General features: G+C 37.1%; 20 protein-coding genes. 9 read left to right on the top strand and 11 right to left on the bottom strand.

The window, feature by feature from the left end; translation table 11 throughout:
• Nucleotides 1–38: 38 nt before the first annotated feature.
• Nucleotides 39–806, top strand: coding sequence for a ThuA domain-containing protein (locus tag AW17_RS07485; protein ID WP_051691682.1), 768 nt, complete (start codon nt 39–41; stop codon nt 804–806).
• Between the two features lie 56 nt (nt 807–862).
• Here AW17_RS07485 and AW17_RS07480 read toward each other — a convergent pair whose 3' ends face one another.
• Together AW17_RS07480 and AW17_RS07475 are read right to left on the bottom strand one after the other, a co-directional pair.
• A complete protein-coding gene (locus AW17_RS07480; RefSeq protein WP_029275504.1) occupies nt 863–1,270 on the bottom strand; it encodes a hypothetical protein in 408 nt (135 codons plus the stop codon).
• A 58-nt stretch (nt 1,271–1,328) separates the two neighbouring features.
• A complete protein-coding gene (locus AW17_RS07475; protein WP_029275503.1) occupies nt 1,329–2,006 on the bottom strand; it encodes a hypothetical protein in 678 nt (225 codons plus the stop codon).
• Between the two features lie 164 nt (nt 2,007–2,170).
• On the opposite strand from AW17_RS07475, the gene AW17_RS07470 reads away from it, so the two are divergent.
• Complete coding sequence (locus AW17_RS07470) at nt 2,171–3,622, top strand: alpha-L-fucosidase (RefSeq protein WP_083488649.1); 1,452 nt, start codon at nt 2,171–2,173, stop codon at nt 3,620–3,622.
• Nucleotides 3,623–3,624: 2 nt separating this feature from the next.
• On the opposite strand, the gene AW17_RS07465 is transcribed toward AW17_RS07470, so the two are convergent.
• The 3 genes from AW17_RS07465 to AW17_RS07455 all read right to left on the bottom strand — a co-directional run bounded on the left by AW17_RS07465 (nt 3,625) and on the right by AW17_RS07455 (nt 6,302).
• The gene (locus AW17_RS07465) at nt 3,625–5,151 is read right to left on the bottom strand and encodes a rhomboid family intramembrane serine protease (RefSeq protein WP_029275501.1); all 1,527 of its coding nucleotides are present in this window, start codon (nt 5,149–5,151) and stop codon (nt 3,625–3,627) included.
• Between the two features lie 6 nt (nt 5,152–5,157).
• Nucleotides 5,158–5,907 (bottom strand): class I SAM-dependent methyltransferase, encoded by a 750-nt coding sequence (locus AW17_RS07460; RefSeq protein ID WP_029275500.1) that lies wholly within the window; start codon nt 5,905–5,907, stop codon nt 5,158–5,160.
• Between the two features lie 212 nt (nt 5,908–6,119).
• Nucleotides 6,120–6,302: a hypothetical protein gene (locus tag AW17_RS07455; RefSeq protein WP_029275499.1), complete on the bottom strand. Its 183-nt coding sequence runs from the start codon at nt 6,300–6,302 to the stop codon at nt 6,120–6,122.
• 182 nt (nt 6,303–6,484) lie between these two features.
• Between AW17_RS07455 and AW17_RS07450 the strand changes: the two genes are divergently transcribed.
• The 4 genes from AW17_RS07450 (at nt 6,485) to AW17_RS07435 (ending at nt 10,578) form a co-directional block, all read left to right on the top strand.
• Nucleotides 6,485–7,756 carry a glycosyltransferase family 4 protein gene (locus tag AW17_RS07450; protein ID WP_036669299.1) on the top strand — a complete coding sequence of 424 codons (1,272 nt, stop codon included), beginning with the start codon at nt 6,485–6,487 and terminating at the stop codon, nt 7,754–7,756.
• A 123-nt stretch (nt 7,757–7,879) separates the two neighbouring features.
• Nucleotides 7,880–9,025, top strand: coding sequence for a PDDEXK nuclease domain-containing protein (locus tag AW17_RS07445; protein ID WP_029275497.1), 1,146 nt, complete (start codon nt 7,880–7,882; stop codon nt 9,023–9,025).
• Between the two features lies 1 nt (nt 9,026).
• On the top strand, nt 9,027–9,773 hold the full coding sequence (locus tag AW17_RS07440) for a glycosyltransferase family 2 protein (RefSeq protein ID WP_029275496.1): 747 nt from the start codon (nt 9,027–9,029) through the stop codon (nt 9,771–9,773).
• A gap of 244 nt (nt 9,774–10,017) precedes the next feature.
• Nucleotides 10,018–10,578, top strand: a complete 561-nt coding sequence (locus AW17_RS07435) for a type 1 glutamine amidotransferase domain-containing protein (protein ID WP_029275495.1) — start codon at nt 10,018–10,020, stop codon at nt 10,576–10,578.
• 258 nt (nt 10,579–10,836) lie between these two features.
• Here the strand turns inward: AW17_RS07435 and AW17_RS07430 are convergent, their stop codons facing one another.
• The 5 genes from AW17_RS07430 to typA all read right to left on the bottom strand — a co-directional run bounded on the left by AW17_RS07430 (nt 10,837) and on the right by typA (nt 17,613).
• Nucleotides 10,837–11,880 carry a hypothetical protein gene (locus tag AW17_RS07430; RefSeq protein ID WP_029275494.1) on the bottom strand — a complete coding sequence of 348 codons (1,044 nt, stop codon included), beginning with the start codon at nt 11,878–11,880 and terminating at the stop codon, nt 10,837–10,839.
• 227 nt (nt 11,881–12,107) lie between these two features.
• A complete protein-coding gene (locus AW17_RS07425; protein ID WP_051691681.1) occupies nt 12,108–13,298 on the bottom strand; it encodes a serine hydrolase domain-containing protein in 1,191 nt (396 codons plus the stop codon).
• A 40-nt stretch (nt 13,299–13,338) separates the two neighbouring features.
• Entirely contained in the window at nt 13,339–14,253 is a 915-nt protein-coding gene (locus tag AW17_RS07420) for a lysophospholipid acyltransferase family protein (RefSeq protein ID WP_036669283.1), read from the bottom strand.
• Nucleotides 14,254–14,341: 88 nt separating this feature from the next.
• On the bottom strand, nt 14,342–15,268 hold the full coding sequence (locus tag AW17_RS07415) for a lysophospholipid acyltransferase family protein (protein WP_036669280.1): 927 nt from the start codon (nt 15,266–15,268) through the stop codon (nt 14,342–14,344).
• A gap of 539 nt (nt 15,269–15,807) precedes the next feature.
• On the bottom strand, nt 15,808–17,613 hold the full coding sequence (gene typA / locus AW17_RS07410; protein ID WP_029275490.1) for a translational GTPase TypA: 1,806 nt from the start codon (nt 17,611–17,613) through the stop codon (nt 15,808–15,810).
• A 318-nt stretch (nt 17,614–17,931) separates the two neighbouring features.
• On the opposite strand from typA, the gene AW17_RS07405 reads away from it, so the two are divergent.
• Nucleotides 17,932–18,291, top strand: coding sequence for a DUF4180 domain-containing protein (locus AW17_RS07405; protein WP_029275489.1), 360 nt, complete (start codon nt 17,932–17,934; stop codon nt 18,289–18,291).
• Between the two features lie 31 nt (nt 18,292–18,322).
• Nucleotides 18,323–18,523 carry a DUF4180 domain-containing protein gene (locus AW17_RS24885; RefSeq protein WP_083488648.1) on the top strand — a complete coding sequence of 67 codons (201 nt, stop codon included), beginning with the start codon at nt 18,323–18,325 and terminating at the stop codon, nt 18,521–18,523.
• A gap of 32 nt (nt 18,524–18,555) precedes the next feature.
• Here the strand turns inward: AW17_RS24885 and AW17_RS07400 are convergent, their stop codons facing one another.
• On the bottom strand, nt 18,556–18,972 hold the full coding sequence (locus tag AW17_RS07400) for a VOC family protein (RefSeq protein ID WP_245235021.1): 417 nt from the start codon (nt 18,970–18,972) through the stop codon (nt 18,556–18,558).
• A gap of 135 nt (nt 18,973–19,107) precedes the next feature.
• Here AW17_RS07400 and AW17_RS07395 point away from each other — a divergent pair, with 135 nt between their 5' ends.
• Nucleotides 19,108–19,785 carry a TIGR02117 family protein gene (locus AW17_RS07395; protein ID WP_029275488.1) on the top strand — a complete coding sequence of 226 codons (678 nt, stop codon included), beginning with the start codon at nt 19,108–19,110 and terminating at the stop codon, nt 19,783–19,785.
• Nucleotides 19,786–19,817: the final 32 nt, after the last annotated feature.

The raw sequence follows: 19,817 nt of genomic DNA, 5'->3' as shown, positions 1-19,817 counted from the left end.
TAAAGCTCAATATTCATCACTAATCAAGTCCAACAAAAATGAAAAAGTACCTATCCATATGCTTATTAATTGCATCCGTTTTTTTATTCCAAAGCTTTACCACCGCTAAGAAATCAGCAAAAGTTTTAGTTTTTTCCAAAACCAAAGGCTTTAGACACAACTCTATCGAGATCGGAAAAGAAGTGATCCAAAAGCTGGGCACTGAACATCACTTTGAAGTAGATACCACAGAAAATGCGGATGTTTTTACAGAAGATAACCTTAAAAAATATGCTGCTGTAATTTTTTTAAGTACCACAGGCGATGTTTTGGATAATAAACAACAGGTTGCTTTCGAAAGATATATCCAGGCCGGTGGAGGCTTTGTAGGCATCCACGCCGCAACCGATACTGAATACGATTGGCCTTGGTATGGTAAATTGGTCGGTGCTTATTTTACAAGTCACCCAGCAGTTCAGGAAGCTAAATTTATCATTAAAGACAAAAAACATCCAGCCACTAAATTCCTAACCGATTCGGTATGGATGCGAAAGGATGAGTTGTATAACTTTAAGGATATCAATCCAGATATTAAAGTGCTGATTACCTTAGACGAGAAATCGTATACTGGTGGTAAAAATGGCGATTTCCATCCTTTTAGCTGGTACCACAATTTTGACGGCGGAAGGGCTTTCTATACCTGTATGGGGCATACTAAAGAAGGCTGGGCTGATGATAAATTCCAGAACCATTTATGGGGTGGTATCGAATATGCCATCGGTAACCAAAAGAAATTAGATTACAGCAAAGCGCATTCGAAATTATAAGATCAAGTTTGAGCTTGCTGAAATAATTAACCAGCAAGCTCAAACTATCTTTATACCTAAAAGAACAACTGAGAAAGCACATTGCTTGCACTTGGAGCAGCAGGTTTTAACGAAGTAAACTTGGCCAATTGTGCAACCGTTAAAGCGGTTCCCAGTTTCGATTTCAATCCAGAAAACAATTTACCAAATTTGCTTTGATAAGCAGCAGGATTTGTTTTTTGAGTGGCCATAATGGTTGCTTTCTGCACCAGAAAATCTTTTATAATTGTAGTTACAGTTGGTTTTTGAGCCGGAGTTAAACTTAAGGCAGGAGCTAGTTTACCAATAATGCCAGAGGTTAAACTTGCCGCATCGAAACCTGTGCTTGCTGCCGCAGCAGATCCAACTTTACTTAAAAGACTTTGTGCATGAGATGCAAAGTTAAGGCCCAATACCAGGGCAGATAAAATCAATATTTTTTTCATTTCAATAGTTATATATTTAACTAAGGTAAATAATTTACACCTTTTAGGAATGAATATTTTATGAAGTTTTGGCTTTTTTCAGATTAACCAGATAAATATAATTCAGCATACAGAAAGAGGCCACAGCCCCGAAAGTATGCCATAAAAAGTGCGTACCAATTGTTAATACATCCCATTTATCGGCAATGCGGAAAGTTAGCGCGAATATGAAAGCAATTAGGGCAAAGCCAACCCATTTGCCATTTTTCCACTCTGTTTTGATCAAATAACCAAATACAGGAAATAAAACCAGCGCGGCCATAAATGCATAATTGATATTGATGAAGATCTGGAAATCGCCATTGCTAAAGAGCCGTCGCACGTAAAACTGAAAGAAAGCATAAACGGCTACAATTAAACCGGCAAAATACCACTTGGTCAGTTTGGAAAGAAAGTAAACCCCGGCTGAAAGGCATAAGAGCATAATCGGCATCCAGTCCATCATAATAAAAATTGGCCAACGCCTTAATCCATGATAAGTGGTGCCTCCAATTCCGCCTATATAAAGTAAAACCAGGACAACGGTTAGAAAGGTATGCTGTTTAAAATTTCCCCAAATTTTTATTGTCCAATACACTGCAATAGCTAAAAAAAAGCAACTTGTTATCGTATTAAATGGCTCAGGAAAAAGCTGGCTAAGATTCGTTTCAGTATATATTGTACCTCCATCGGGAGGATGCTGGATAAAAGCGCTCATAATTAATTAACGTAAACTGAAATTAAATGTTTGGTGAATCCATGTAACGATCAAGATGTAAAAATAATTTCGTGTTTACATTTTCAAGAGGTTAAATATTGGTTAACTCTTTTCCTTCAGCTGGTATTTTTTTGTACTTTAGGTGGATCTAAGCTATAATGATGATGAAACACATATTAATTTTTTTTCTATTCTTAACAACGGCAATTTACGCCCAAACACCGCCTAAACCTTACGGTGCACTACCATCAAAAAGGCAACTGGCCTGGCATGATATTGAAGTTTACGGCCTAATCCATTTTACGCCAACTACATTCGAAAACAAAGAATGGGGCTTTGGCGATGCTAACCCGAAAACATTTAACCCAACAGATTTCAACGCCGATCAAATTATTAAAGCAGCCAAGGCCGGTGGATTAAAAGGCATCATCTTAGTTGCAAAACATCATGATGGTTTTGCTTTATGGCCAACCAAAACGACCGATTATAACATAAGTAAAAGTCCTTTCAGAGCAGGCAAAGGAAATTTAGTTAAAGAAGTGGAGCAGGCTGTACGTAAAAACGGTTTAAAGTTTGGGGTATACTGCTCGCCATGGGACAGGAACAATGCGCTTTATGGTACCGATAAATATCTGGCCATTTATCAGGCCCAGTTAAAAGAACTTTACAGCAATTTTGGCGAACTTTTTATGAGCTGGCACGATGGTGCAAACGGTGGTGATGGCTATTATGGTGGTGCAAAAGAAAAACGTTCGATAGATAATACTACCTATTACGACTGGAAAAATACCTGGGCCATTACCCGTAAAATGCAGCCCATGGCCAATATTTTTAGCGATATAGGTTTGGATATCCGCTGGGTAGGCAATGAAGATGGTCACGCAGCGCCAACCTCTTGGGCTACTTTTACACCGATGGCACCTGATGGGAAAAATGAAGCCGTTCCCGGTCAGGCAAATTACCCGCAAAGTCCTGAAGGAATACGAAACGGTAAATTCTGGATGCCAGCAGAATGCGATGTTCCTTTAAGAAAAGGGTGGTTTTACCATGCCAACGAAAAACCTAAAACCCCAGAAACACTTTTCGATCTATATTTAAAAAGTGTTGGCCGTGGCGCAGGTTTAGATCTTGGTTTAGCACCCGATACCCGTGGACAACTTCACGAGGATGATGTTGCCGCACTAAAAACTTTTGGCGACATGGTTAAACATACTTTCGAGAATAACCTGGCCAAAAATGCCCAAATTAAAGCGAGCAACAGTAGAGGCAAAAAGTATGATGTTACTTCCCTGCTTGATGGTAAAAGGGAAAGTTACTGGGCAACACAGGATGATATTCATCAGGCAAGTTTAGAAGTAGATTTAAAAACAGCTAAAACCTTCGATATCATTAGCCTACAAGAGTATATTCCCTTGGGTCAGCGAATAGAGACTTACACCATCGAGGTATTTGAAAACAATGCCTGGAAAAAAGTTTACGACGGCACGAGCATCGGCGCGAAACGTTTAATTAAATTGGAGAGTCCCGTTACAACTAATAAAGTAAAAATAAAAATTACTAAATCTCCGGTTTGTATTGCGCTAAGTGAAATTGGGCTGTACAAAAAAGCAGTTTAAACTTAATCTGGTTTGTAAAGGATTTCGAAAACTTGTGCCAATGCATTAGAAGTCTGTTTGCTATAACGATAAGTGCTATCGGCCTTAATATCTCTGTACATCAGCATTACGGCACGATGAGATGCTTTACTCAGTTTTATTTTTTCCTTCCGTTCTTTAGCATCTTCAGGCTTTAAATTTAAGGCCTGCATTTGTTTAATTACAACAAGATTCCTTTCCATCGGTATAATGCCATCCTGCTTTATAGAGTTAAGCTTAACATCCTTTGGTAAGGAAATCTTTAAATTCATAATGCTGTTAAGCGAGCCCATATTGCTGTTAAAAGTATCCCTTAATTTGCGATACTCTTCAGTTCCGTACTTTGGACTAAAGTGAAGAACCCCGCTAAAAAACATCAGAAATAAAAGCACCGAAACAGCATATCTTGCCCAGCTTTTAATTTCGACAGTTTTATCCCATTTATAGTTAAGCAAATAGGTAAAAATAAAGCCCGAAACAAAACCACCAATGTGCGCCGCATTATCTACCCTTTTACCAAATGCGCCATTTACGAGCACCAGTAATGAAACAATCAATGTACTTACTAATAATGCTTTGGTTGCCTTACGCTCGAAAGATTTAGTAGTTAATAAGGCAATAAAAGCGCCATACAAGCCCATTATAGCTCCTGAAGCGCCCATCATTACACCTTCCTGGTGAAAGATCAAACTCACCATACCACCACAAACCCCACTCATCAAATAAATAAAGAGGTATTTTTTCCAGCCCAGTTTATTTTCGATCATTAAACCCAGATAAACCAGCGCATACATATTAAAAAATAGATGCGATGGCGATCCATGAATAAACTGATAAGTAATTAAACGCCAGTATTGGCCACCAAGTACTAAATTGCGTTGGTTAACCCCAAAATTTAACGCTATCTTTTTTAGCTCTTCTATAAAATCCGTATCATAACTACTTCCATTTCTTACAAACTGATACTTCAGGTACACTATCGAGAAAAGAACAAGTATGAAATAGTAAAAGATATTAAGAAGTACTACAAGCGGTGTTACGGTATAACCTTTCTGAGGAAAAAACAGGAAGAAAATATTTTTGATCTTATTCTTAGTCGCCAAAGGGGCTTTTTCGAAGTAGCGATCGTCCTGCGTGGCTATAAATTGGTGGAATTTATACAAATTTTCTTCCCAAACATCTTTCAGGTGGAACTCTACGTATTCAAATTCGTGAAAAAACTTTTCGAGGTTTAAATCGTTCTTGCCATAATCATTAAATAACATCTGAATCCCTACACACTCACTTTTTACTACTGCAAAATTTCCATGGATACGGATAGATATTTCTTCGCTATACGATTGGAAAGATATTGGCGTGTAAGCGATTAACCCGCTTTCAGACACATGACTAAGGCTCCAGCCGAGATTTTCGACGGCCTGCTTAGCAACAATTAAATATTTATCTGCCGGAAAATCGGCTAAAGGAATATATTTTTCAATTTTAGGCGAGTAACCCCAACTGATTGTCATAGCGCGTTATATTTTTTTCGCTACTAAGATAATATAAGGTGATAGATTTTTGCTTTCGAACGGAATAATCTTTGTAAATACTTTTCCGGTCAGCCAAACTACTTTCTTAAATAGACGAACGCCTGCAGATTTCTGGCTTTCATTTTCCAGCCATACACTAAAACGACCAAAATAACCCGATTTTACTTCTTTAAGTCCGGCCTGTTCGCAGATAGATTTCAATAACGCGGGATCCATGCTATCGATATTGTGCTTATCATAATTTTCTCTATCGAAATTCTTTTGAAACCAGCCGTTAACCGCCTTAAAATTTGGTAGCGTGATAAACAAAGTGCCACCTGGTTTTACAAAAGCAATATGGCGGTTAATAATATCGGCAGTATCGTTAAAATGTTCGATTAAACCGCAGCTTAATACAAGATCGTACTGTTTCTCGGGCGTGTAATTAAAAAGATCGGTTTCAATAATATGGCTATCCTTTTCGGTTAATCCGTTCTTTTCTAAAAGCTCATTTACAACCGGTGGATGAACAAAATAATCGAGAAGGGTAACATCAAGTTGAAAATATTTTTTCAGGAATACGGCATAATAACCGGGAAAACCGCCCAATTCGATGGCCGTTTTAACATTATCTTTCTGAATAACATCAGCCAGTTGTTGATGAAATAAATAATTTGAAGGTAACTGAACAGCTAGCCCTTTTTTACTTTCCCAATAATTTACCCAAAAAGCCCTGTCGGTTAATAAATTTGCCATGTTTTAAATAATTCCAATCCCAAAGAAACGGAAAAATTTGGTTAATTGTTAAAGTGGTTAACTGTTTAAACTGTGAAATTGGTTAATCGTAGACAGCACCATGCTATATACAATTAACCGATTTAAACACTTAACCGGTTAACCCTTCTTCCGATTACCCCTATTTAAGGTCTTTCAAAATCTCAGCCACTGCTTTTTCGAGCTGAGGATCTTTATCTGGCTACACCTCCTTTTACAGGTACTTTCCAGATATCGCCATCATAGCTGAATACTATTGTTTGTGCATCGGGCGTTAAAGCAGGGTATGTGGCAAAGTAGGTTTGCCCTTGAGCAAATGAATGGATAGATAACAAAAATGCTAGTGTCGCTAGCGATTTTAACACAGATTTAATCATGATTTATTTTGTTTGGCTTTGATGACTTAACCCAGCTTGTTTAAAATAATCAATAAATTCAAATACGATTATTTTAAACACTAAAGGCTCCATCCTACAATTGAAAAGCAATAAAAAATATTAGGATGAAATTACACAACAGATTTTATATTAGTAAACAATAAAATGTATTTTTGATTGATTTGAAAGTAGTACACCTAAATACCTACGATGGAAATGGCGGAGCAGGGCGTGCCTGTTTGCGTTTAAGTGATGCCTTAAAGGCCAGTGGAATCGATTCGAAAGTATTGGTTTACTATAAATTTGGTCAAAACCCGAAGATAGATACCTTTAGCAAGTCGCCTTTTCAAAAAGCCAAAGCCATTTATAACATCTTATCTGAAAGATATTATGCAAAATGGCTCAGTAAATCGATAAAAACACCTTTCAGTTTGCAGTGGTTTGGCCGTTCAGTAATTAATCATCCGGATGTTAAAAATGCCGACATTATCCATTTACATTGGGTAAACCACGGTTTCTTAAATCCTAAGTTTTTGGCGCAGCTTGATGAACTGGAAAAGCCAATTGTATGGACTTTTCATGATAGCAATGCTTTTACAGGTGGATGCCATGTGCGTTATGGATGCGAAAATTTCCACCGGCAGTGCGGTAATTGCCCCATTTTAAAAATCAGTGGTAAAAATGATATTTCGCATAAAACCTGGGTGCGTAAACAAAAAGCTTATACAGAATTGAATTTCCATATCGTAGCACCAAGCAAATGGATGGCTGCATCGGTAAAGTTTAGCAGTTTGTTGGGCACTAGGAAAGCTACAGTTATCCCGAATACGATTGAAACAAAAATTTTCAAACCTTATGTTAAATCGGAGGCGAAAAAAATCTTAAAAATCAATCCTGATAAATTTGTATTGATGAGCGGATTTATGCCCTCAAAAAACGACAAACATAAAGGAACCCCATATTTAATCGAAGCTTTAGAAATTTTATCGCGTAGGCCTGGAATACCAAAAGAAAATATTGAATTGGTTATTTTCGGTAATAAGGAAAATGCCGAAATGCCCGAATTTCCTTTCAAAACCACTTTTTTAGGTACTATTAATAAAGACGAACATTTAGCAAAATGTTATTCTGCTGCTGATGCTTTTATTACGCCTTCGTTAGAGGACAACCTGCCCAATACGGTAATGGAGAGTTTATCGTGTGCCACACCTGTTATTGCTTTTACCACTGGCGGGATTCCGGATATGGTGAAACACATGCAGAACGGTTACCTGGCCGAGTATCAAAATGCGGAAGATTTAGCAAACGGCATTGAGTGGCTGTACCACCGTCCAAATAAAGAAGAAATCCAAAAAGCGGCAAGATTGAGTATTTTAACAGATTTCTCGGAAGAAGTAATCGCTGCGGAGCATATCCATCTTTACGAAATACTGATTGATCTGCAACCGAAATAAGCTCAACCTTCTAATAAAGTTTCACAGTTCTATTTACAATTCAATTGGCAAAATCTAATTTTCTTTTCTACAAATAAAAATTTGGTCAATCTTTATTAAATTTATAGCGACTGAAACTGTTAAATGGAAAGCATCACAAATTATTCTGAAAGTATTAAAGCATTAAAATCAGCTATTTTATCGAGTCGGTATAAAGCTGCTACTTTAGTAAATAAAGAACTTTTGCTATTATATTTCACGGTTGGTAAATTCATTTCAGAAAAGATAAAGAAAGAGAAATGGGGCGCAAAGGTTATTGACAACCTTTCTACCGATTTACAGGCCGAGCTACCAGGCCTACGCGGATTTTCGGCAACAGGGATTAAAAGGATGAGGTTCTTTTTCGAATCATGGGAAGAATATTTCCTTATTAAGCCATCAGTAAAAGGCCAATTGTCAATTATTGATATTAAGGAACTTGCATTTAGTCCAACAGTGTTGGCCAAAATGCAAGATATTGATAATGAGCCTTTTAAAATTAGACCAACACTGTTGGCCCAAATTGAAAATTATTTCTTTAAGTTAAGTTTTTCACATCACATAGAGTTAATTCAAGGTACGAAAACCTTGGACGAAAAGATATACTACATTCAAAAAACAGCAACTGAATTTTGGAGTTTAGCTACGCTAAAACACCAACTCAAAAACAAATCATTTAGCAATTCTGGCAGTTTACCTAACAATTTTTTAAAAACGATTTCTAACGAGGAAATAAGAAACAAAGCACTCCAATCTTTCAAAGATGAATACCTATTGGATTTCATTAATATAGAAGATGCTGATGAGCAGGACGAACGTATTTTAGAAAGCGGAATTGTACAGAATATCAAAAAATTCTTAATGTCGTTAGGAACCGATTTTGCATTTATCAGCAACCAGTATAGATTGATTGTTGAAGACGAAGAATATTTTTTAGACCTTTTATTTTTTAACCGCCGTTTACAATGTTTGGTTGTTTTTGAACTTAAAACCGGAAAATTCAAACCCGAATATTTAGGCAAAATGAACTTCTATTTATCGGCATTGGATGAATACATTAAGCAACCACATGAGCAACCCTCAATAGGCATAATACTTTGCAAAGAAAAGAAAAATAAGATTGTAGAGTTTTCGTTCCGCGATTTTAATAAAGCGATGGGTGTTTCTACCTACAAAACCAGTGCAATATTACCAAAAGCATTTAAAGGTTTGATCCCTGATGCAGAAACCTTTAAAAAATTAATGGACTAACATGCCAAAGCTAACTGTCATCACCATTGTATACAATAACGTTCGCGATATCGAACGTACCATTCAATCTATCCTTAAACAGACCTATAAAAAAATCGAATATATTGTAATAGACGGCGCATCAACTGATGGCACTGTGCAGGTTGTTGAGCGTTATAAAGATCAGATTACAAAAATTGTATCAGAACCCGATAAAGGCATTTATGATGCCATGAACAAAGGTTTAGCATTAGCAACAGGCGATTATGTTTTATTTATGAACTCGGGTGATGAGATTTATGATGAACAAACAGTAGAAGATGTTTTTGCCTCTACCCCAGGTGCCGATATATATTACGGGGAAACGGAAATGTACAATGATAACTGGGAAAATTTAGGCCGCAGAAGGCACGAAGCACCCGAAGAATTTGATTGGACCAGCTTTAAATACGGCATGAACATTAGCCATCAGGCCATTTACATTCGCCGCAGCATTATTACACCGTACGATTTAACTTATAAGTATAGCTCAGATATTGATTGGATTATCAAAGCAGCTAAAAAAGCATCTAATATTGTGAACGTTCACCGTTATGTAGCGAAATACCTGGTTGGTGGCATGAGCAAGAAAAAACACCGTGAAAGCTTAAAAGAGCGGTTTAAAATCTTCACCAAATATTATGGTTTAGTACCGAATATCTTTAATCATATTATCATTGCAGGTAATTTAGCCTTGTATTTTGTTAAGCACCATAGAACAAATGACTAGATACTTTCTTTCGGGCGTCATTCTGAACTTGTTTCAGAATCTATCTAACTAGACAGTATTGATATCTTAAAAGATGCTGACCACGTAGTAGCTATTAGGCCATTAAAAACATAATAAACATCTAATAAAACAAGTTCAGCATGACGTAATGATTTATAAATCTACGCTCATAATCTCAAATTTCTAAAAACAATAATTTCCCCGAACTGTCTTTAATACATTACCTATTAAAAATTTAAAGATTATGGGACAATTAAGTAACCGCACTATTGCTGTACTTACAGAAAGCGGATTTGAAGAAGTAGAATTAACCGAGCCAGTTAAAAGGTTAAAAGAAGAGGGCGCAACCGTTCACATTATCTCCTCAAAAAGCGGAAAAATAAAAGCCTGGGACCATGATCATTGGTCGATAGAAGTTGATGTAGACAAAACCAGTTCGGAAGCAAATGCCGAAGATTATAATGGTTTGCTGCTACCAGGCGGTGTTATTAATCCTGATCAGCTTCGTGTTAACGAAGATGCGATAGCCTTTGTAAAATCGTTCTTTGCCGATGGGAAACCAGTTGCGGCAATCTGTCATGGGCCTCAAACCCTAATTAATGCAGATGTGGTTCAAGGCAGAAAAATGACTTCAGTAAAAAACATTTCACAGGATCTGATCAATGCAGGCGCACTTTGGTCAGACGAGGAAGTAGTTGTAGACCAAGGTTTGGTTACGAGCCGTACACCAAAAGATTTACCTGCTTTTAACGATAAAATTGTAGAGGAATTTGCCGAAGGTGTTCACGAAGGGCAGCACGCCTAAAAACTTTGGACGCTCTTTCTAGATTCACTCAAAAACGGTTGGCAAATTGTCAGCCGTTTTTATTTTAGTCTTTTTTGTGCCGTCAGATGTTACCATCTGACGGATAAATTTCTTTTGATGATTTTTCGTGTCGGATGGTAATATCCAACACCACAAAATAGAACTACCTTATTAAACCCTTTTCCGTGCCGGATGGTAACATCCAGCACCACTAAAATTACTTTTCATGTCAGATGGTAACATCCAACACCACAAAACTTATAACTTAACCTGCCTGATGATATTTTTAATGTTCAATTCAATAATATCAGTCATGGTTTTACAGCGCAAATAATTTACATCCTTAAAATACTCACTCATACTCTGTTTTAGCAGCGCGATGTTCTCAGGCGTGGTTAATTCTTCCTTATTAGAAACATCACGGAGATCGGTTAAACGGTGTCGTTCGCTTCTTACACGGTGCACAATAGACGAACGTTCTTCTTGTTGGTATTGAAGTACGGTTTTCTCAGTTAATTGCTCCATACTCATTTTTACATAGGGCAAGTTCTCTTTAAAAAACTGGGGCAAATAAACCTTTAAATTCCCTTCGTAAAACTGTTGGTCGAAATCTATTGCACGGATACGAAACTGAATATCATCAAAATCGGGTGTAATCTGTACCACAAAATTATACGCTCGCATATCACCCAAAAGCATAATCAAGCAACGTTCGTTAAATTTTACAAATTCTTTTGCAATCCTGGTGGGATTAAACTCAGGTGTATATAATTGTCCTTTTGTAAAAACATCCCCCGGAATTCCCGCAATATGTTCTTCCACTAAGGTATTGCCATCAACAAGATAATTTACTTGATTGGGCGAAAGGATTTCTTCCATTTCCAAGCCATAAATCCGCGAAGCATCAGCTTTTTTGATGTAAAAATAATCGTAAACATCATTTAAACGGTTTACAATGCGGATACGAAATGGATGGGTATTTCCGAAGGTGCAATATTCTATTTTATCAATGTATTTATGCTCCACAATCCGCAGATTGCCAGATGCTTTTAAGTTTGCATAAATTTCCTTTAAACCATCATGCAAAGTTTCAATTAAATCCTGTGCATATATCGGCCCTTCCCAGAGCGAGTCTTTACCAAACTTATCCATTAAAGGAAAAGCTTCGTTAAACTGCATTAAATCGTTATAACCGATGGGCAATTTCGCTTCGCGCTGGTAAGTACGTAAATATTTCTGCAAAGCAGGCGTTACCGGAAAAATCGGCTTCTTTTTCGAAATTCTTACATCATTATTTTCCATGTAGAGGCAATGTACTATTTTATGGAAATATGTGTAATTTTTTTTTACCACAAAGTTCACGAAGAAATATCACAGAGGAAACAGAGGATAGTTTAAATGTGAAATAATATATTAGCCACGGAAGCACGGAACACATGCATATATTATCTATTCCTGAGTTCGTAGCAGGCGAAACAGTCAGCTTAACTCGTCTTTCTCTGTGAAAACTCGGTGTTCTCAGTGGTTATTTAACCCTTCGGATAACTGAATGGCAATCCACTCAGATACCTACTGATTTTTCTATAGGGATAATTCCCTGCGCCGTGATCGGCAAACTGAACAATAATGGTATTCGTTTTCGGATCGATATACAATCTTTGCCCGAGCATGCCTTCTGCAGCATAATCGCCGTTATCACCTTCCTGTGGAATCCACCAAAGATAGTGATGGGCTGATTTTTGCCAGCCTTTTGCCGATGCAGGTTTTTCGGCACCTATATTTATCGATTGATTTACCCAGCTTTCCGGAACGATCTGTTTCCCCTTGTATTTGCCTTTATTTAAATATAATCGACCAATTTTGGCGAAATCGATAGCCGTAACCTGAAAGCGACTTGCAGTGTTTGTTAAACCGTTAACCTGATCTAATCCCCAGGTGGCGTTATATTGCGTACCGATCTGTTTCCACACATTCGCTTCAAAATATTGCGCTACCGATTTACCAGTTGCCTTTTGCAAAACCCAGCCCAACACAATCGGATCGATACTTTTGTACTTCCAAACCGTGCCGGGTTTATTCACCAGTTTAACTTTCATCAATTGGGCTTCCATATCATCCGTATAATAATATTTGGCTTCATCAGAAAAAAATGCCTTAACAATCCCGCCTACAGCATCCTGAAACTCCAGGCCGGAGTTCATATCTAAAAGGTTTTTTAGTGTGATCTCTTGAAAAGCTGGATTTGATTTTAACTCAGGAATATATTCGGTTACTTTCTCGTTTAAACTTTTAATGCTATGATCATTTAATGCTTGTCCGATCATAATAGAAATCATGCTTTTGGCACCAGAAAAAATGGTAGTTAAGGTGCTATCACGATAACCTTTATCATATTTTTCGTATAAAACACTGTCATTCCTGATCACGATAAAAGCGTTGACCGCTCCATTTTTTAAATATTCTTTCAATGGAACAGATTGATTATTTCCATCCAGAACATGAAGTGTATCTAAATCGCTCCGTTGCCTGGCCGATCTGATAAAATGAAAGGCAGAATCACTTTTATGGGAAATTTCCTGTGGGAAAATTTTATATGTTTCAGCACCAGGTGTTCTATATTTTAATACATTTAACAGATAAGGCTTCCAGAGAAACAGTGCGAACAGCGATAAAAAAAATGCATAGATCAGGAACAGTAATATTTTTTTGAAGGTTTTCATGGGTAGGCGTTATACCAACAAATATAAAATATTTAGGAAATTATGCCTGCTTTAGCAATTCATTTGTGGTAAAAAGAAGTTGATGTTTCGGTTTATATTTCCACCTTTTATGGCTCCACAACCAATGCTCAGGCTTTGCCCTGATAATTTCTTCCAAAAAACGGGTGTGCATTTCAGTAATCTCGAACTCAGCGGTTAGGGCAGGTTTTAAACAAAGGGGCACACAATCTACCGTATAAAAGCCACGTTTAAGCACATTGACTTTGAAATAAAAGATAGGTTGGTTGGTACGTTTTGCAATTTTTTCAATCCCTAACTGAACAGAGCTGGGCTGATGCATAAAGCTGGTCCAATAATGCGACTCGTCTTTTGAGGGTGCCTGGTCATTCCCAAAACTAAATATGCTTGGTTTATCTTTACTTTCCTGCAAAGCCCTCATGGTTTGTCGCATGGCAATTAATTTATTGCCGAATTTGCTTCGTACTTTTTTAAACCAAGTATCGAATACTGGATTGGTTAAGGGTTTGTAAATTGGATAATGGTCTGCAGAAAAGTTAAGCCCTATACCCAAAGTACCCCACTCCCAATTACCATAGTGTGCTGCACAGATCAGCACACTTTCTCCCCGATCTAAATATTCCTGAACCTGCGCTTTGTTTTTAAATATGAAACGCCTTTCGATTTCTTTTTTTGAGATACTGCTCATTTTAATAATCTCGAAAACCAGTGATGCGAGGTACCGGTAAAAGCGTTTTTCGATAACCAAAATCTCTTCTAATGTTTTATCAGGAAGCGCATTTAATAAATTTTCCCGAACAACTTTACGTCGGTAGCCGAAAACAAAATACAGTAGTAAATAAGCTCCATCGGCCAAAATGTATAAAACAGATAATGGAAGCAGAGATAATACGCCTAAAAAAAATATTCCCAAATGGGAAATCCCCTTTTTAATCATACCAGAAATTTTATAGTGCTAATTTAAAAAGCACCTTAAAAATTTATGCCACGAAAATGTTAGATTTCATATTAGACAAATGGATTGCCTAAGCCATGGCATCCATTATGTTCTGATCTTTTTTGATGATTTCTGAAATCTTCTGTTCAGGTTTATATTTCCATCTGCGGTGGCTCCATAACCAATAAGCTGGTGCTTCTTTGATCATATCCTCTAAAAAGTGCGTATGCATTTCGGTGATTTCAAATTCGGCAGTTTCTGCTGGGTTTAAACAGATCGGCGCACAATCTACTTCGTAATACCCTCTTTTTAAATAATTTATTTTGAGGTAAAACACCGGGCGGTTTGTTTTTATGGCAATTTTCTCAATCCCTAACTGGATAGAAGATTCCTGATTTAAAAAAGTTGTCCAGTAATTCGATTCATCTTTTGAAGGTGCCTGATCGCTTCCAAAAGTAAACATGGTTGGTTCATTTTTACTCGATTGAATAGCCCTTAAAGTTTGACGCATAGACACCATATGGTTACCAAATTTGCTTCTCATGGTCAAAAACCAATTATCAAAAGCTTCGCTGCTCAATGGTTTATAAATTGGGTAATGTTTGCCAGAAAAGTTTAAACCAATAGCCATGCACATCCATTCATAATTGCCATAATGTGATGTACAGAAAAGCACACTTTCGTTATTTTTAAGATAGCCTTCTACCAGATCGGTATTTTTAAATTTTACCCTTTTATTTAATTCCTTTTTAGAAATGCTTTTCATTTTAATCACTTCAATAAAAAGTGAGGAGAAAAATTTATAAAAACGTTTTTCTATGGCATTGATTTCAGCAGTATTTTTCTCGGGGAATGCATTAACCAGATTTTCTTTAACCACTTTCCGGCGGTATCCAAAAACATAAAATATTAACACATAAAAAGCATCCGCCAATCTGTATAAAATAAATAGCGGCAACAGCGAGAGCATATTTAATAAAAATATACCCATTTTGGATAACCCTTTATTAATCATGATGTGGGATGATTAGTTTGCTTGCAAAAACACAAAATTAAAGCTAAGTGCAAAATTAATTGCCATGCAATTGTTAGTTTTTTATTCCCAAAGGTTTTATGAAAAAATGCTGACAAAAAATCGCGCATCTGATTAACATTTAACTGACCAGCAACGACTTACCTGATTTGTTCTCCACTTGACACTAAAATCGCAACTCTAGTGAATTAGACGCATTACTAATCCAACCTATCAGCACAGCCCTAACGACTCTAAACCTTATTGCAGCGGTATCCCCCGATTCTTCATCGGGGATTTAGCGGAAAGAAGGACTAACAATAAAAAAAGTGCTGATACTGCTTTCCTTATTATTTTATAGCGATTTAGGAAATCTGATTGCTAGAGCTGACAACTTCCCGGTCCATTTAATATTAAAGTTGTCAACTCGAATAAAACCATTTTATATGCAAAAAAGCCCCGATTTACATCGAGGCTTTAGTAATCTATATTTTTAAGTCCCCTTTAGGGGATTTATGCCAAAGGCATCCCTTTGGGAGGGGTTAAGCGAATTGCTTTCCTTTTACTTTACGTTCTTGTTCTGTTAAGAAGATTTTACGTAAACGCATGCTTTGCGGTGTAACCTCGATATACTCATCAGCCTGGATATATTCCATAGCTTCTTCTAAAGAGAATTTAATTGCCGGTGCAATACGGGTATTATCATCAGTACCAGAAGCACGCATGTTGGTTAATGCTTTACCTTTTACCACGTTTACTACTAAATCGTTATCACGGATGTGCTCACCCATAATCTGACCTTCGTAAACATCAGTTCCCGGATCGATGAAAAAACGGCCTCTATCTTGTAACTTATCGATTGAATAAGCCGTAGTTTGTCCTTTTTCCATTGAAACCAATACACCGTTTAAACGACCAGGGATTGTACCTTTCCAAGGCTCGTAAGCTTTGAAACGGTGAGCCATAATCGCCTCTCCTGCTGTAGCAGTTAAAACGTTGTTACGTAAACCAATGATACCACGTGCCGGGATTTCGAATTCTAAGTGTTGTAAATCGCCTTTTGGCTCCATAATTAACAACTCACCTTTACGTTGAGTTACCAATTCGATTACTTTACCAGAAACTTCACCTGGAACATCAACGATTAAAGTTTCAATCGGCTCATGTTTTTTACCATCAATTTCTTTAACGATAACCTGAGGCTGACCTACCTGAATCTCATAACCTTCGCGACGCATCGTTTCGATTAATACAGATAAATGGAGAATACCACGGCCATAAACCAACCAGGCATCAGGAGAAGCTGTTTCAACAACTTTTAAAGCTAAGTTTTTCTCAGTTTCTTTGATTAAACGTTCTTTAATACGTTGAGAAGTTACTAATTTACCTTCTTTACCAAAAAATGGAGAGTTGTTAATGGTAAACAACATGTTCATTGTTGGCTCATCAATGCTGATAACCGGTAATTGTTCTGGTGCTTCAAAATCAGCGATTGTATCACCAATATCAAAACCATCAATACCTACAACCGCACAAATATCACCTGAACTTACTTCTGTAGTACGGATTTTACCTAAACCTTCGAAAGTATAAAGTTCTTTTACTCTTGATTTTACGATTTTACCATCGCGTTTGATTAAAGTAACTGGTTGGTTTTCTTTAATTGTACCACGGTGTACACGACCGATTGCGATACGACCAACGAAAGATGAATAATCTAACGAAGTGATCTGCATCTGTAAAGTACCGTCGTTAATTGGTGCAGGCGGAATGTTTGCCACAACTGCATCTAACAAAGCGAAAATATCGGTAGTTGGTACTTTCCAGTCTGTACTCATCCATCCTTGTTTAGATGAACCGTAAATTACAGGGAAATCCAATTGATCTTCAGTTGCTTCAAGGTTAAAGAACAATTCGAAAATCTGCTCATAAACCTCTTCCGGGCGACAGTTTTCTTTATCCACTTTGTTTACTACCACAATCGGTTTTAAACCAAGGGCTAGCGCTTTTTGCGTTACGAAACGCGTTTGAGGCATTGCACCTTCAAAAGCATCGCAAAGTAAAAGTACACCATCTGCCATTTTCAGAACACGCTCTACCTCACCGCCGAAATCCGCGTGACCAGGAGTGTCAATAATGTTAATTTTTACGTCTTTGTACTGAACCGATACGTTTTTAGATACAATCGTGATACCACGCTCGCGCTCTAAATCGTTGTTATCCAATATCAAATCTCCTGTTTGTTCGTTGTCACGAAAAATAGAACAAGAATGTAAAATCTTATCAACCAAAGTAGTTTTGCCGTGGTCAACGTGTGCTATAATAGCTATATTTCTAATCTTTTGCATAAAATGCGCCTCAAATTTGGCGCAAAGATAGTGTTTTGAAATGGATTTTCTACTATATCTCTCACTATTTAATATGATGATAATGTTGTAATTATCTCATTTTTAAACAGAAAAGCAAGTACAATATTTTTCACCTTTATTACCTTCCGTTGGATTGTTAGAAAATCCTGAACAAAGCTTAAACTAAATTTAGTTTTTGATTCAGTTGTGGAATACGATGAACAGATTTTAACCAGATCCTCCTGTTAAAAGCATAATTTTTTATTAGCAGCAAGGAAATGAATATCATTACCTTTACCTGCCTATTAAAATCAACAGATGAAAATTGAATCACATACCATAAACAATACCAATATTGCCGAAGTTCTTTCGGAAGAAATAATTATTAATAACGCAGAAGACGGGCTAGACTTATTGGGAAACTTATACTACCAGGGGTTTGATAAAATTATTATACACCAACAGAACATCACACCTGCTTTCTTCGACCTGAAAAACGGGATAGCTGGAGAAATTCTCCAAAAGTTTTCAAATTACCGGGTAAGCCTTGCAATTATTGGCGATTTTAGCCCATATCAAAGTAAAAGCATTAAAGATTTTATTTACGAAAGCAATAAGGGCAAACACATCAACTTTTTAGGTTCGGCAGCTGAGGCCCTAACAAAACTAGCAGGATAAAATTTATATGCTTAACCAATCTTCATAAGAAATCACGCCCAACTCTAAAAACGGGATAGCTGGAGAAATTCTCCAAAAGTTTTCAAATTACCGGGTAAGCCTTGCAATTATTGGCGATTTTAGCCCATATCAAAGTAAAAGCATTAAAGATTTTATTTACGAAAGCAATAAGGGCAAACACATCAACTTTTTAGGTTCGGCAGCTGAGGCCCTAACAAAACTAGCAGGATAAAATTTATATGCTTAACCAATCTTCATAAGAAATCACGCCCAACTCTGGCTTAGCCTCTTCTTCCAAAATGGCAATAAACTCCAGTGCATGCCCATCGGGATCATTAAAGTAAATAGCCAAAGCGGGCATCCAGGCAAAACCATGGGTTCGTGATTTCCACTTTTAAGAAAATTATAAGGCTTAAGATTTTTAGATTCAAGAAATTGAACTGCTTTATTCAGTACATCATCTACATCACAACGAAAGGCAAAATGCCTGATATCGATTTCGTCTTTAGGTTTTTCCCAGATCCCCAACATGGCTTCCTGGGGTTTTCCGATCCAGAAAAAGGCAATTTTGCGTTCTTCTTCGTAGTGGCACTGTGTTAAGCCCAATGTATTACTGTAAAAATCGATCGATCTGGCTAAATCTTCTACATAAATATGTGTTTCAAACAGTCCTTTTATCATATGGTGAAGGTAGAGATAAGTTATAGCCACAAAAAATCATGTTTTTCGATACCACCATCAATAAAATCGATATCCGGAGCCTAATGGGTTACCAAAAACTAAAATGCTGTATTAAGAATAAATAACCCGATCGAAATGAACCAAAGGTTTTTAAAATATGCAGGCAGGTGCAGCATTGCTTTTATCACATTGATTGGGCTTTATTTTCTAATCGCCTTTTGTTGCTCGCGCATTACCATAAACGCCAATTCATCAAACGCTAAAGAAATTGCCATATATATTATGACTAACGGCGTACACACCGATATCATCGTTCCGGCTGTTAGTGCAGAAATGAACTGGACAAAAGAAATCAGATACCAAAATACGCTTGAAGCCGATAGCACTTATCAATTCCTGGCTATGGGCTGGGGTGATAAAAAATTCTACCTCGAAACGCCGGAATTTTCTGACCTTAAACTGAGTAACGGCTTACGGGCACTCTCTGGCCTGAGTACATCTGCCATGCACACCACCTATTACAAAAACATACGGGAAGATGCGAGCTGCAAGAAAATTATGATCAGCAAAGCGCAATATCGACAACTGATCGATTATATTTTAAATAGTTTCAAAAAAGACGAAACGGGACATTTGATCAAGGTTAAATCGAACATCCATTATGATATTGGTGATGCCTTTTACGAAGCAAAGGGAAGTTACAGCATTTTTAAAACCTGCAATACCTGGGCAAATGCAGCATTAAAAGCTTGCGGACAAAAAAGCTGTTTGTGGACGATATTTGATACTGGTATTTTTTTGAAATATGAATAATGCTTAGAGAAATTAAATTGCAGGGAAATCGC

Origin of the sequence: Pedobacter borealis DSM 19626 (genome assembly GCF_000708285.2) — a bacterium.
Taxonomy (GTDB): Bacteria; Bacteroidota; Bacteroidia; order Sphingobacteriales; family Sphingobacteriaceae; genus Pedobacter; species Pedobacter borealis.
The sequence above is the reverse complement of the archived record's forward strand: the minus strand, read 5'-3'. Positions and strand labels throughout refer to the sequence as shown.